This is a genomic window from Bradyrhizobium acaciae (assembly GCF_020889785.1).
Lineage (GTDB): Bacteria > Pseudomonadota > Alphaproteobacteria > Rhizobiales > Xanthobacteraceae > Bradyrhizobium > Bradyrhizobium acaciae.
Genome location: NZ_JACMYK010000178.1, coordinates 1 through 13,448, shown reverse-complemented (window position 1 = coordinate 13,448; position 13,448 = coordinate 1). Strand labels below are relative to the sequence as shown.

The window sequence follows — 13,448 nt, the reverse complement described above, 5'->3', positions numbered from 1 at the left end:
GATCCGGCCGGGGCTGCTGCGTCGGCCGACGCGAACGCCCAGCCATCAGAGGTGAACGCCAGGTGGCTCGACGCATCGAGCATGGCCGGAACCAACGGAACCCGCCACGCCGCGGACCAGCCGACGGTGCTCGCGCAGGCCGATGCGACGCCGCAGCAAGCGGCCGCGCCGGCAGCTGCCGCTACGGCCGAGGCGTCCGCGGAGAAGTCATCGTCCTCGACGCAGATGCTGCTGATCGTGATGGTCGGCGCCCTGGCGCTGGCCGGCCTCGTCAGTGCGCTGGTGTTCCGGCTGACCCGGACGCGGACGCCGCCCTACCAGATCAAGGACGAGTGGCAAGCGCCCTGGGATTCACTCCACACCGAGCCGGCGCCGCCGATGGCCGTCGTCAGCCGCGACCGTCCGCAACGCCTGTCGCAGGTGCCCCCTCGCCGCGCCGAGACGCCGGTTGCTCGCCGCGAGACGGCGCGCGAGCCGGATCAAACCGAGCAGGACAACAAGCAGATCGCGGCGATGCTGCAGCGGCTGGCGCGCAGCGCGGCGAACTAGGCTTCGCTCGGAAACATGGCAATCAGTCGTGATGCGATCCCTTGCGATCGCATCACGATCGAGGTCAGCTATTTCTCGAGCTGACGCTGCAGGCCGCGCACGAATTCGGTGAGGCCGGTGCGGCGCTCACGCTTCAGCCGCTCGGCCTTCAGGATCGACTGCACCTCGGCAAAGGCGTCGTCGACGTTCTGGTTGACGACGATATAGTCGTATTCGGCCCAATGGCTCAGCTCATGGCTGGCACGGTTCATCCGCCCGCGGATGACCTCCTCCGAATCCTGCGCACGGGTGTGCAGCCGCTTCTCGAGATCGGCGGCTGACGGCGGCAGGATGAAGACCCGCACGACGTCGACGCTGGCCTTCTGGTGCAGCTGTTGCGTGCCCTGCCAATCGATGTCGAAAAGGACATCCTGCCCGACCGATAGCGCCGCCTCGACCGGGGCGCGCGGCGTGCCGTAGAGATTGTCAAACACGGTCGCCCATTCGAGCAGCTCGCCCTGCTTGACCATCGTCTCGAACTTCGGCTTGTCGACGAAGAAATAGTCGCGGCCGTTGACCTCGCCTGGGCGCATCGGCCGCGTGGTCGCCGACACCGACATTTTCAGGCCCGGCTCGCGCTCAAGCAACATGCGCGACAGCGTCGTCTTGCCGGCGCCCGAAGGCGACGACAGGACGAACATCAGTCCGCGCCGCTCAACGCCGTCAAAACCCTGCGCCGTCATCGTTCACTCCAGATTCTGGACCTGTTCGCGGAACTGCTCGACCACGTTCTTCATTTCAAGGCCGGTATTGGTCAGCTCGACGTCGTTCGACTTCGAGCAGCAGGTGTTGACCTCGCGATTGAATTCCTGGGCGAGGAAGTCGAGCCGCCGGCCGACCGGGCCGCCCTTGCCGATCATCTCACGTGCCTGGGTGATGTGCGAGGCGATGCGGTCGAGCTCCTCGCGGATATCAGCCTTGGTGGCGATCAGGATCGCCTCCTGGCTGAGCCGGTCGGCGTCGAAGCGATCGGAGGTCTCGAGCAATGCTGCGATCTGCTCGGCAAGCCGCGCCTTGATCGCCTCGGGCTTGCGGCCGGGCGCCGTCTCGGCGCGCTTGGCGAGCCGCTCGATCTCGTCCATGCGCTGCATCAGGATCTGGCCCAGCGCATCGCCCTCGCGGCGGCGCATCTCGACGAGGCTGCCAAGCGCCTGCTCGAAGGCCATCGCCGCAGCCTCGCGCGCCGCCTTGTCCTCGTCCTCGTTGCTGTCAGGCTCGACCACCTCGATGACGCCCTTGATGCCGAGCAGACCATCGATGCTCGGCGCCACCGCGTCGATCCGCTGCGCGAGTTCGCCTGCGACCTTCACGACGGCGGCCAGCACGTCCTCGTTGATCCGGATCGTCTGCGCCGCATCGGTGCGCTTGACGCTGAGATTGGCGTAGACCGTGCCACGCGACAGCAACTCGCCGGCGCGCTTCTTGGCCAGGGCTTCGAGCTCGTCCCAGCCCGGCGGCAGCCGCAGCCGCAGGTCAAAGCCCTTGGCGTTGACCGACTTCAGCTCCCACTCGAACGTATAGGGACCGCTCGCACCATGGCTTCGGGCAAAGCCGGTCATGCTCGACAGCGCCATCGCGTGAAACTCTCCAACAGAAGGATATGGGACTGACCCGGAGCCTGAAGACTCGTGGGCAGCCGGTGCAACTTTAAAACGGATTCCATGAAAGTGGAATTACGTCCACCTCCGGGAATGTGAAGCTATCGCTGCACAACAGGCGGCGAAGTGGTCTGCTGGGCTGCGCCCTGCCGACCGCTGCGCGGCGGCTTCTTTTGATTGCCAGGCTTCGGCGGCGTGGCCGCCGTGGGATTGGTGTCCGCTGCCCCGGGCGCCGCGGCGGCCGGCGCCGGATCGTCCGCGGGCTCGACGGTGTCGTTCTGGATCTGTTTTTCCGATGCGCGTAGCTTGGCGACATTCTTCGCGTGCTGATCGTAGGTTTCCGTGAAGGCGTGACCGCCGGTCCCGTCGGCCACGAAGAACAGGTCGCGGGTGCGCGCCGGATTGGCGGTCGCCTCCAGCGAGGCGCGACCGGGATTGGCGATCGGTCCGGGCGGCAGGCCGTCGATCACGTAGGTGTTGTAGGGCGACGGCTGGGTGATCTCGCTGCGCTTGATCGGGCGCCGAGCGTTCCCTTGCCGCCCACCAGTCCGTAGATGATCGTCGGATCGGACTGCAGCTTCATCCGCTGCCGCAGGCGATTGACGAACACGGCGGCAACGCGGCTGCGCTCGTCGGCGCGGCCGGTTTCCTTCTCGACGATCGAGGCCAGCGTCACCAGTTGATCCGGCGATTTCAGCGGCGAGTCGGTGTTGCGACGTTCCCAGATTTCGGCGAGCACGCGCTTCTGCGCCTGCTGCAAGCGCTGGATCACCTGGTCGCGCGTGGTGCCGCGCGGGAATTTGTAGGTCTCCGGCAGCAGCGTGCCCTCGCGCGGAATCTCGCGCACTGAACCGGTGAAGATGTCGTTGTCGGAGAGCCGCGTCACGATCTGCTCCGAGGTCAGGCCCTCCGGGATCGTGATGGCGTGCTGCACCACCTTGCCGTCGACGATGGTGGCAATGACGTCGCGCAGGCTGGCATTCTTCTGGAACGAATATTCGCCGGGCTTGAGATCGGAGCTCGCCTTCAGCGCAAATACGCCACCGATGAAGACCCACGGATTGACGTTGATCACACCCTCGCGCGACAGCACGTCGGCGATGTCACGCTTGCCGGCACGCGCGGGGATGTTGACGATCTTGTCTTCCTGCAGCGGTCCCGGCGATTCCAGCGCTTGCTTGCCGTAGTAATACGTCGCTCCGGCGCCGAGCATCAGGATGATCAGGATCGTGAAGATGGCATTGCCGACGATCACGAAAGGATTGCGGGCGCGATCCGAGCGCTTGGGCGGCGGCGGAACCTGTTCGGGCTCCAGCGCGGCACGTGGACTCCTCGGTGAAATGGGCGGCCTCTCACTCATCGATGCAAACCAATATCCTGCCGGTTGAATCGTGGCCGGACAAACCCCTGTCCTGCCAATAGCATACGCCCGCTATTAGGAGTCACCGCGGAATACGGCAAAACGGTGGACTAGTTCTAAAGTCCCGTTCCGATCGCGTCGGAACGGGACGTTGGATTCTTGTTCTGACGCGTTTTCTTCACGCGAACCGGTACCCACTTCGCTCGAAAACGCTCTCAAGACCTACTAATTGGTCACGCGCTGCACGATCACGGAGGCATTGGTGCCGCCGAAACCGAAGGAATTGGACAGCGCCACATTCACGTCACGCTTGCGCGACGTATGCGGCACGAGATCAATCGCCGTTTGCACCGACGGATTGTCGAGATTGATGGTCGGTGGCACCACGTTATCGCGAATCGCCAGGATCGCGAAGATCGCCTCGATCGCGCCGGCCGCACCGAGCAGATGTCCGGTTGCGGACTTGGTCGACGACATCGAGACCTTCGAAGCCGCATTGCCGAGCAGACGCTCGACCGCGCCGAGCTCGATCTCGTCGCCGACCTGCGTCGAAGTGCCGTGCGCATTGATGTAGTCGAGATCGGATGCCGCGAGGCCGGCGCGCTTCAACGCCATGCTCATGCTGCGGAAGCCGCCATTGCCGTCCGGCGGCGGCGAGGTGATGTGGAAGGCATCGCCCGAGAGGCCGTAGCCGGTGACCTCGGCGTAGATCTTCGCGCCGCGCCGCTTCGCATGCTCGTATTCCTCGAGCACGAGGACGCCGGCCCCCTCGCCCATCACGAAGCCGTCGCGATCCTTGTCGTAGGGCCGCGATGCCTTTGTCGGGGTGTCGTTGAAGCCGGTGGACAGCGCACGCGCGGAACAGAAGCCGGCGATACCGATGCGGGAGATCGGCGATTCGGCGCCGCCCGCAACCATCACCTCGGCGTCCCCGAGTGCGATCAACCGCGCCGCATCGCCGACCGCATGCGCGCCGGTCGAGCACGCCGTGACGACGGCATGGTTCGGACCCTTCAGGCCGTGCTCGATCGAGACGTAGCCGGACGCCAGATTGATCAGGCGGCCCGGGATGAAGAAGGGAGAGACCCTGCGCGGTCCACGCTCCTTGAGGAGCACCGCGGTTTCGGCAATGCCCGTGAGGCCGCCGATGCCCGAGCCGATCATCGTGCCGGTGGCGAACTGGTCCTCGTCGGACTTCGGATGCCAGTCGGCATCGTCCAGCGCCTGCTTGGCCGCGCACATCGCGTAGATGATGAAGTCGTCGACCTTGCGCTGGTCTTTCGGCTCCATCCACTGATCGGGATTGAAGGTGCCGTTGGAGCCGTCGCCGCGCGGAATGTAACAGGCGACCTGGCTCGGCAGGTCGGACACTTCGAAGGTGTCGATCTTCTTGCCGCCGCTGTCTCCGGCGAGGATACGCGCCCAAGTTGCGTCAACGCCGCAGCCGAGCGGTGTAAGCATGCCCAGCCCCGTGACGACAACTCGTCTCATTTCCACGTCTCCGGCCAGCAATGGGCAGCTAATAATAAGAAGCCGGGGGACCGCTCGATCGCGGTCCGTCCGGCCCCATCAACTTCGCGATCGGCGTCAGCTCTTCGCGTTCTTCTCGAGAAACTTGGTCGCGTCGCCGACGGTCAGGATCGTCTCCGCCGCGTCGTCGGGAATCTCGCAACCGAATTCTTCTTCGAAAGCCATCACGAGCTCGACCGTGTCGAGGCTGTCGGCGCCGAGGTCGTCGATGAAGCTCGCGCTATCGATCACCTTCTCGGGTTCGACACCAAGGTGCTCGACCACAATCTTCTTAACCCGCTCGCCAATCTCACTCATCGTTCAACCTCGTTGTTCCATTGGACCCGACCCCAAGACGATACGAGCCATCGTGGTCGTCTCGATTACTCAGTCGCGCATAGTCTTGATTCGGCCCGGTCGTAGCCGACTAAAGCCCCGGCGAACGGCAGGCGTCGCCACGCCAATATACAGGGTTTCAAAATCCTGCAATGGCGTTCTTTGCCCATCCATGGGGGGTTCAGCTACCATACTTCCAAAGCCTTGACTACACGCCTGAACCGGCTCCCGAAAACGGCTTTTCGCCGCATTGCGAGAGCCAGCAACCAGCTCAAATCATAGCCATCCCGCCGTTGACGTGAATCGTCTGTCCGGTGACGTAGGCTGCCTCGTTCGAGGCCAGATAGACAGCCGCGGCAGCGATATCCTCGGGCGTCCCAAGCCGCGCCGCAGGAACCTTTGCCAGAATGGCTTCGCGCTGCTTGTCGTTCAGCGCATCCGTCATCGGCGTCTTGATGAAACCCGGCGCGATGCAGTTGGCGGTCACGCCGCGCTTGGCGTATTCGGCGCCCAGCGTCTTGATCAGGCCGATGATGCCGGCCTTCGACGCGGTGTAGTTGCCCTGCCCCGGATTGCCGGTGACCCCGACGATCGAGGTGATCGCGATGATGCGGCCGAAGCGCTTGCGCATCATCAGTTTGGTCGCCGCGCGTGCCAGGCGGAATGTTGCGGTCAGGTTGACCGCGATGACGTCGTCCCAGTCCTCGTCGCGCAACTGCACGAACAGATTGTCGCGGGTGATGCCGGCGTTCGCGATCAGGATGTCGACCTGTCCCATCGCAGCTTCCGCTGCCGGCACCAGTGCCTCGACATCATCCTTGCTGGAGAGATTGCACGGCAGCACGTGAACGCGCTCGCCGAGCTTGGCCGCGAAGCCGTCCAGCACCTCGCGCCGCGTCCCCGAAATCGCCACCGTCGCGCCCTGCGCATGCAGCGCCTGTGCGATCGCGCCGCCGATGCCGCCGGTTGCCCCGGTGACGAGCGCCGTCTTGCCAGTCAGATCAAACATCGAATTCTCCTTCCGGCTACTTTATGCCGAGGCTGCCAGCGCATCCTTGGCCGCAGCAATATCGTTCGGGCCGCCGACGGACACGCCGACCGCGCCATCGGCGATGCGCTTGACGAGACCGCTCAGCACCTTGCCGGCGCCGATCTCGAAGAACCGCGTCACGCCCTGCCCCGCCATATAGGCAACCGACTCGCGCCAGCGAACGGTGCCGGTGACCTGCTCGACCAGGCGGCGGCGGATCTCGTCGGGGTCGGTGACGGCGGAGGCCAGCACGTTGGAGACCAGCGGCGCCGCGGGCGGCTTGATGGTGACGCCGGCCAGCGCCTGCGCCATCGCATCGGCGGCCGGCTGCATCAGCTTGCAATGGAACGGCGCCGACACCGGCAGCAGCATCGCGCGCTTGGCACCCTTGGTCTTGGCGATCTCGACCGCGCGATCGACGGCGGCCTTGTCGCCGGAGACCACCACCTGGCCGCCGCCATTGTCGTTGGCGGCCTGGCAGACCTGGCCCTGCGCCGCCTCGTTGGCGACCGCGACCGCCGCCTCGTAATCGAGGCCGAGCAGCGCGGCCATCGCACCGGCGCCGACCGGCACCGCCTTCTGCATCGCAAGCCCGCGGGTGCGCAGCAGCCGTGCGGTGTCGCTGACGGTCAGGCTGCCGGCAGCGGCCAGCGCCGAATACTCGCCGAGCGAGTGCCCGGCGACGAAGGCCGCGTTGCGGCCGACCGAGAAGCCGGCTTCGCCCTCGAGCACGCGCAAGGTGGCGATTGAGACCGCCATCAGGGCCGGCTGGGCATTTTCGGTGAGCTGCAGCGTCTCCGCCGGACCATCCCAGATGATCGCGGTCAGCTTCTCACCCAGCGCGGAATCGACCTCGTCGAACACGGCCTTCGCGACCGGAAAGGCGTCGGCCAGGGCCTTGCCCATGCCAACCGCCTGCGAGCCCTGCCCGGGAAACGTAAATGCTGCCGTCATCGGCGCTCCCTACCTTGTTGAGCGTGATCTCCGCGCAAGCGCCGCGCGCCTGCCGCAGGGGAAAACGGTATCCGCGTCGCGCGAAACGCGCCACAGCGGGTCCAGACCCTGCCTTGCAACCGGCCTCGGACCGGGCCGTAAGACACTGATGGGGGGCGCGATGTCAAGCCGCGCGCGCGGAACCCTGGGGATGCCGGGCCGACTCCGCCCTAGAATCCCCCGGCATTCTGGTCGGCGTTGACCTCGGCGCCGGCCCTTGCCCGGCGCGCGCTGTTGACCAGTTTCCCCGGGCGGTCTTCCCGATCGGGCTTGGCGGTCGCCAGCCGCAGCACGGCCGCATAGCCCGGCTGGACTTCCATCCGGTCGGCGTGGCGGCTTCCGCTCAGGATGCGGTGGACGCGCGGCAGGTTGTAACAGGGCACGTAGAACAGCAGATGATGCTCGAGGTGATAGTTCACGTAATAGGGCGCGATGAACAACCGCTCGAGGACATTGGCCCGCGTGGTGCGGGTGTTGCGCAACGGATCGGAGCTGTCCGGCACGACGGCATGTTCGGCGATGTTGCGGATGCGCGTGATCACCATCATCCAGGTCAGCAGCGGCACCAGCCACAACAGCGGATAGGCCCACCACACGCCGGCGACGGCAAGGCCCGCAAACATCAGCGCATTGGTGACGCATTGCGGCCCGAGCTTCTGCCAGAAGTTCGCGGCACGCTGCGACAACGGCCACTCCTTCGGCCCGATCGCATTGAGCAGCTGCGCCTTGCGCTGCTGGTAGCCAGTCTGTCCGGTGATATCGCGGAAGAATTTCCGGCGATAGCTCATCCTGGTGATCGGAAACGGCGCTGACAGCACGAGATCCGGATCATCCTCCTGCTGCGTCCGGGCGTGATGCTGCAAATGATAGCGGCGATAGCCGCGGGTTTCGGCGAAGATCGGATAGGCGCAGAACCATTGGCTCAGCGTGAGATTGGTCTTCTCGTCCGCCGAGAGACAGCCATGCGCACCGTCATGCATCAGGATCGCAAGTCCGAGCTGGCGCGAGCCGATGATCGCGACCGCAAGCAGATAGGTCAGCGGATTGGGCCACCACGCAACCAGCGCGATCGCGCCCAGGATCAGCGCCCAGGCATGCGCGATCAGCGCGACGCCCTTCCAGGTCGTGCGCTCGCGCACTGCCACCAGCTCATCTTCGGTGAGGAAATCGCGGGCTCGCATGCGAAGTGCGGTCATCAGCCTGTCTCCTCGTCCGTTGAGGATGAAGTGTCGCGATCGCCGACCAGGCGCAGGCGCGCTCCATCATTGGCCGGCGTCGTTGTTGCCTGCTCGCCGAGTGCGCGCAGCAATTCGCGGCACATCTCCTCGGCGGCGCGGCCCATGGCGAAACCTTCGACGATCACGCCGATTGCAATCGCCCAAAAGCGCCGCGAACTCTCTTCGGGGGCGCGCAGCGAACGCCAGCCGTGCCGCTCGACCTGGCCCGCATAGGCGCGCGCGCCCTCGCTGTGCAGGCGCTCGATGGTGCGTTCGACCAGCGGCGCCAGGTCCTGACGGCGCCGCGTCAGCGTCAGGGCCTCGGCGAAGAAGGCGACCGTGTCGGTCGCGGTCACGGCCTCGGCCAAAGCGCGGGTGTATTCGCGCGGCGTGTGGGCCTTCAGGGCAGCCTGCTCGGTCGCGCGCGCGAGATAAAGCATGTCGCGGCTGGCGGCTTCGACGAACAGCGCCTCCTTGGTGCGGAAGTAATAGGTGATCTGGCTCGGGAAGGCGTCCGCGGCTGCGGCGATATCGGAGATCGAGGTGCCCGAGAGCCCGCGCTCCTTGAACAGGCGGCTGGCGGCATCGAGCAACAGCGAGCGCATCTTGCGCCCCGCCGACCGCGTCGCGCGGACCGCGTGCTTCGGATCGGACGCAGACATGCCGCTGGCGGTCTCCGAACCCATAATCCCTCATCCTCTCGGGAATGTTTGTATGACATACAAACAAAGAAATCAAGATGGAACCGGCAAAGTTGCGCTGAGCGGCCTCGAGGGTTACGACGGCGTGCAAATCCGCAAGCCGCGGACCCTTCGCTGACCCTTGCTTTCGCGGCCAAAATCCGTATAAGTGCGCCATTCGTGGGCTCCGGCCGGGAGCTGAACGGACGGTCTCAGCAAACTCACACGTCGATTTTCTCACACGTTGATTTTGATGTGGCAGGGCCAGTCGGCCCGTCGTCCCGTGCTCCCGCCTTCTGAGCAGCTCGAGTCCTTTCCGAAGGTCTCGAAGGGCTTGTCGCCGGAAACCGCGCCAACACAGGAAAGGACAACCATGCCTCTTTATGAGCATGTTTTTCTCGCGCGTCAGGATGCGAGCACCCAACAGGTGGATGAACTGACGGCCCAGATGACGGGCATCGTCGAACAGGGCGGCGGCAAGGTCACCAAGACCGAGAGCTGGGGCGTGCGCTCCCTCACCTACCGCATGAACAAGAACCGCAAGGCGCATTTCGTGCTGATGAACATCGACGCACCGTCGGCTGTCGTCACCGAAATCGAGCGCCAGGAGCGGATTAACGAAGACGTCATCCGTTACCTCACCGTGCGCGTGGAAGAGCACGAGGAAGGCCCGTCCGCGATGATGCGCAAGGCCGACCGTGACCGCGAGCGCGATGACCGTGGCGGCGGCTTCCGTGGCGACCGCGAAGGCGGTTTCCGTGGTGACCGCGAAGGTGGTGGTTTCCGTGGCGACCGTGGCCCGCGCCGTCCGCGCGAAGAAGAAGCTGCGACCGAGGAGTAATGAATCATGGCTGATGCTGGTGCCCGCCGTCCGTTTTTCCGTCGTCGCAAGTCCTGCCCGTTCACGGGCGCGAATGCGCCGAAGATCGACTACAAGGATTCCAAGCTGCTGATGCGTTACGTCTCCGAGCGCGGCAAGATCGTGCCGAGCCGCATCACGGCCGTGTCCGCCAAAAAGCAGCGTGAGCTCGCCCGCGCCATCAAGCGCGCGCGCTTCCTCGGCCTGCTGCCCTACGTGATCCGCTAATCGTTTCCGGCCGGCGGCATACGTCGCCGGCCGCTTATTCTCATAAGGCTTCCGGGTCGTCCGGTCGCCGATGGTTGGGGTTCTCGAAGCAGGACCCCTAACCGCTCGAAGGGGGCGGGACAGCTGATGATCGCGATACTCATCGTTGCACTTGCAGCCGGCGCCGCGTCGGCGCTAATGTTCGCCTCAGTCAGTTCGGGCGCGGCGATCGCGCTGCTGCTCGCCTATTCTGCTCCGTTGCCGCTGCTGGTGGTCGCGCTCGGCTGGGGTCCGCTTGCCAGTGTCGTCAGCGGCATTGTCGCGACCGCCGCCCTGACGACCCTCTCCGGCCTGCTCCGCGGCATCAAATTCGCGCTTGGGGTCGCATTGCCGGCTTGGTGGCTCGGCCATCTCGTCCTGCTCGGACGACTCCACAATACCGCAACTTCGACAGATCGCGCTGGTAATCTCGAGTGGTATCCGATCGACCGGATACTGATCTGGATTCTGGTCATAGCGGTTCTTACCACTGTGAGCATCCTGCTGCCGTTCGGTATCGACGCCGACGCGATCGCCGAGACCGTGCGGCAGGCCTTGCAGGTGGTGGCGCGTCAGGCCGAAACCGATTGGACGCCCGAGCAGATCACGTTTCTCGCCAAGCTGTTTGCCTACCTTGCTCCGCTGTTCCTGCCGATGAGCGTGACGCTGATGTTCACGCTGAACCTTTGGCTCGCGGCGAAGGTCGCGCTGACGTCCGGGCGCCTGCATCGGCCCTGGACCGACCTGCGGAACATCGTGCTGCCGCCGATCGCGCTCGCGGTCCTGGCAGCCGCCGTCGCTCTCTGCTTTGCGGGCGGCACTATCGCGATGCTCGCTGAGACCGTCGCGGGTGCGTTGCTGTTCGCCTACGCGATCGTCGGCTTTGCCGCCCTGCATATCCTCACATTGTCGGCGCGCAACCGCACGTTCTGGCTGGCCTGTGTCTATGTCCTCGCCGTCATGTTCTACGTGCCCGTCCTCGTAATGGCCGCGCTTGGCGTCGCCGACGCCGTGCTCGGACTGCGGCAGCGCTTTCTGCAAACCAGACCGCCGCCTCTGCCGGCGGAATGAGATTCGATCCAACCACTCAAACCGATACTTAGCATCTCAAAGGAGAACGAAAATGGAAGTCATTCTGCTCGAACGCGTTGCCAAGCTTGGCCAGATGGGTGAAGTCGTGCGCGTCAAGGACGGGTTCGCCCGCAACTTCTTGCTGAAGCGCGGCAAGGCGCTGCGCGCCACCGAGGCGAACCGCGCCAAGTATGACGGCATGAAGGCCGAGCTCGAGGCCAACAACATCAAGGCCAAGGGCGAAGCCGCCGTGGTCGCCGAGAAGATCGACGGTCGCGACATCATCATCATCCGCCAGGCCTCCGAGTCCGGCCAGCTGTTCGGCTCGGTCACGGTGCGCGACATCGTCACCGCGCTGGCCGCCGACGGCGTCACGGTTTCCCGTCCGCAGGTCTGGCTCGACTCGCCGATCAAGGTGATCGGCCAGCAGAAGGTCACGATCGCGGTTCACCCCGAAGTCGAGACCAGCGTCACCGTGACGGTCGCCCGCTCCGCCGAAGAGGCCGAGCGCATCAAGCGCGGCGAGGACATCTCGAGCCGCCAGGAAGACCAGGACGCCGCCGCCGAGGCGCTCGCCGCCGCCGGCGAATTCTTCGATCCGGAAGCCCAGCACGACGACGAAGCCGCGCCGGCCCCGGCTGCCGAAGAGAAGTAAGCGTCTCTCTCCATCGTCCAATCGACCAAACGCTACGAAGCCCGGCCTTAATCAGGCCGGGCTTTGGATTCGTGACGCCGCCTGATCGTCGAGCATCGCGATCGATGCCAGTGCCGTCGCGGTATGCTTCTCCTTGCCGTCGATGACGCAGAACACGTCGGCTGCAACGACGGCGACCTGACGACCCGGCTTGATCACGCGCGCGCGGCAGATCAGACGATCGCCCGACGCCGGCGACAACAGGTTCAACTTGTACTCCGCCGTCAGCGCCGGCTGGCCGCGCGATGTCGCCGCCGCAATCGTGGTGGCGTTGTCGACCAGGAACGCCGTCACGCCGCCGTGAAACAGGCCGTGCTGCTGCAACAGCTCCGGCCGCCGGTCGACCGCGAGCGTGCACGCCCCGCGCGACAGCTCGGCCACTTCAGCACCGACCAGCCCCATGAAGCCCTGACGGCCGACATTGTCGCGAATTCGCGTCGCGATCGGCGCGAAGTCCGGATCGGCTTGGTTCATGACGTTCCTCCTGTTCGCTTCGGCGCACCCGGCGCCACCACTGCGCGGATCGCGCAGGCGATCAGCGTCTCGACCTGGTCGCGCGGATCGCCACTGTGGCGGCCGGACAGATAGGCACGGCAGAAGATCTGCGCCGGTCCGATGATCTGGCTGAAGAACAGCGTTGGACTCATCGGCAGCAATTCGCCGCGCGCGAGCAGCGGTGCGCGCCAGCGCTCGATGGCGTCTGTGAGCCGCGAATTCTCGGTGCGCTGCGCGCCGCGCACCTCCTCGCCCCACTCGCTGCGGGAAATCTCGAACAGGAAGCGTGCCTCGCGCCTGTTGCTTACAACCCAATCGAGATGGGCGTGGATCAGCCGCGCAACGCCCTCGCTTGCGCCGCAGGTGTCGTCGACCGAGGTGATGATCGCGGCGTGATAGGTTTGCAGGATTTCCATGAACAGGGTTCCGGCGAGTTCCTTCTTCGAGGTGAAGAAGTGGAAGAAGCTGCCGTTGGACGCGCGGGCGCGGGAGCGGATCTCGGCCACCGTCGCGCCCTCGAAGCCGTCGCGGTCGAACACCGCCAGTCCCGCCGCCAGCAGATCGTCGCGCGCCGTGCTCACTCTGCCTCCTCGTCTAGATCGATACTCTAGAGTTACACTCTAGTGGCAGTCAAATGAATACGCCGGACCTCACGGCCCGGCGTTGGCGATTACTTCGACGTCGGAGCTTCCGGCGTACCGGAGCCTGACGTTGTCGGGGGCGGAGGTGGCGGCGGCGGAGGCGCGGCCGCGGTCACCGGCGGCGCAGCGGG

General features: G+C 65.3%; 14 protein-coding genes and 2 pseudogenes. 5 read left to right on the top strand and 11 right to left on the bottom strand.

Annotated features, from left to right (window positions below; translation table 11 throughout):
- Nucleotides 1–549, top strand: a pseudogene (locus tag H8A92_RS36270) (hypothetical protein); the annotation flags it as partial.
- Between the two features lie 68 nt (nt 550–617).
- Here H8A92_RS36270 and gmk read toward each other — a convergent pair.
- From gmk to H8A92_RS36225, 9 genes and pseudogenes are all read right to left on the bottom strand, one after another.
- Nucleotides 618–1,271 (bottom strand): guanylate kinase, encoded by a 654-nt coding sequence (gene gmk, locus H8A92_RS36265; RefSeq protein ID WP_229187499.1) that lies wholly within the window; start codon nt 1,269–1,271, stop codon nt 618–620.
- A gap of 3 nt (nt 1,272–1,274) precedes the next feature.
- Nucleotides 1,275–2,162 (bottom strand): YicC/YloC family endoribonuclease, encoded by an 888-nt coding sequence (locus H8A92_RS36260; protein WP_229200095.1) that lies wholly within the window; start codon nt 2,160–2,162, stop codon nt 1,275–1,277.
- 125 nt (nt 2,163–2,287) lie between these two features.
- Nucleotides 2,288–3,546, bottom strand: a pseudogene (mltG, locus tag H8A92_RS36255) (endolytic transglycosylase MltG).
- A gap of 225 nt (nt 3,547–3,771) precedes the next feature.
- Nucleotides 3,772–5,037, bottom strand: coding sequence for a beta-ketoacyl-ACP synthase II (gene fabF, locus H8A92_RS36250; RefSeq protein WP_229200094.1), 1,266 nt, complete (start codon nt 5,035–5,037; stop codon nt 3,772–3,774).
- Between the two features lie 96 nt (nt 5,038–5,133).
- Nucleotides 5,134–5,373, bottom strand: coding sequence for an acyl carrier protein (locus tag H8A92_RS36245; RefSeq protein ID WP_056294916.1), 240 nt, complete (start codon nt 5,371–5,373; stop codon nt 5,134–5,136).
- Between the two features lie 289 nt (nt 5,374–5,662).
- Entirely contained in the window at nt 5,663–6,400 is a 738-nt protein-coding gene (gene fabG, locus H8A92_RS36240; RefSeq protein ID WP_018271293.1) for a 3-oxoacyl-[acyl-carrier-protein] reductase, read from the bottom strand.
- A 21-nt stretch (nt 6,401–6,421) separates the two neighbouring features.
- Nucleotides 6,422–7,375, bottom strand: a complete 954-nt coding sequence (gene fabD, locus H8A92_RS36235) for an ACP S-malonyltransferase (RefSeq protein WP_229200093.1) — start codon at nt 7,373–7,375, stop codon at nt 6,422–6,424.
- Nucleotides 7,376–7,584: 209 nt separating this feature from the next.
- Complete coding sequence (locus tag H8A92_RS36230; RefSeq protein ID WP_229200092.1) at nt 7,585–8,610, bottom strand: fatty acid desaturase family protein; 1,026 nt, start codon at nt 8,608–8,610, stop codon at nt 7,585–7,587.
- A complete protein-coding gene (locus H8A92_RS36225) occupies nt 8,610–9,317 on the bottom strand; it encodes a TetR/AcrR family transcriptional regulator C-terminal domain-containing protein (RefSeq protein ID WP_229200091.1) in 708 nt (235 codons plus the stop codon). Before H8A92_RS36225 ends, H8A92_RS36230 begins: the two co-directional genes overlap by 1 nt.
- A gap of 367 nt (nt 9,318–9,684) precedes the next feature.
- Here H8A92_RS36225 and rpsF point away from each other — a divergent pair, with 367 nt between their 5' ends.
- From rpsF to rplI, 4 genes are all read left to right on the top strand, one after another.
- Nucleotides 9,685–10,152, top strand: coding sequence for a 30S ribosomal protein S6 (rpsF, locus tag H8A92_RS36220; RefSeq protein WP_163155312.1), 468 nt, complete (start codon nt 9,685–9,687; stop codon nt 10,150–10,152).
- Between the two features lie 6 nt (nt 10,153–10,158).
- On the top strand, nt 10,159–10,398 hold the full coding sequence (rpsR, locus tag H8A92_RS36215) for a 30S ribosomal protein S18 (RefSeq protein ID WP_016844287.1): 240 nt from the start codon (nt 10,159–10,161) through the stop codon (nt 10,396–10,398).
- A 126-nt stretch (nt 10,399–10,524) separates the two neighbouring features.
- Nucleotides 10,525–11,487, top strand: coding sequence for a DUF2232 domain-containing protein (locus tag H8A92_RS36210; protein ID WP_229200090.1), 963 nt, complete (start codon nt 10,525–10,527; stop codon nt 11,485–11,487).
- A gap of 52 nt (nt 11,488–11,539) precedes the next feature.
- Nucleotides 11,540–12,142, top strand: coding sequence for a 50S ribosomal protein L9 (gene rplI, locus H8A92_RS36205; protein ID WP_229200089.1), 603 nt, complete (start codon nt 11,540–11,542; stop codon nt 12,140–12,142).
- Between the two features lie 51 nt (nt 12,143–12,193).
- Here rplI and H8A92_RS36200 read toward each other — a convergent pair whose 3' ends face one another.
- Entirely contained in the window at nt 12,194–12,655 is a 462-nt protein-coding gene (locus H8A92_RS36200; protein WP_163155276.1) for a PaaI family thioesterase, read from the bottom strand.
- The gene (locus H8A92_RS36195; protein ID WP_229200088.1) at nt 12,652–13,257 is read right to left on the bottom strand and encodes a TetR/AcrR family transcriptional regulator; all 606 of its coding nucleotides are present in this window, start codon (nt 13,255–13,257) and stop codon (nt 12,652–12,654) included. Before H8A92_RS36195 ends, H8A92_RS36200 begins: the two co-directional genes overlap by 4 nt.
- Nucleotides 13,258–13,448: the final 191 nt, after the last annotated feature.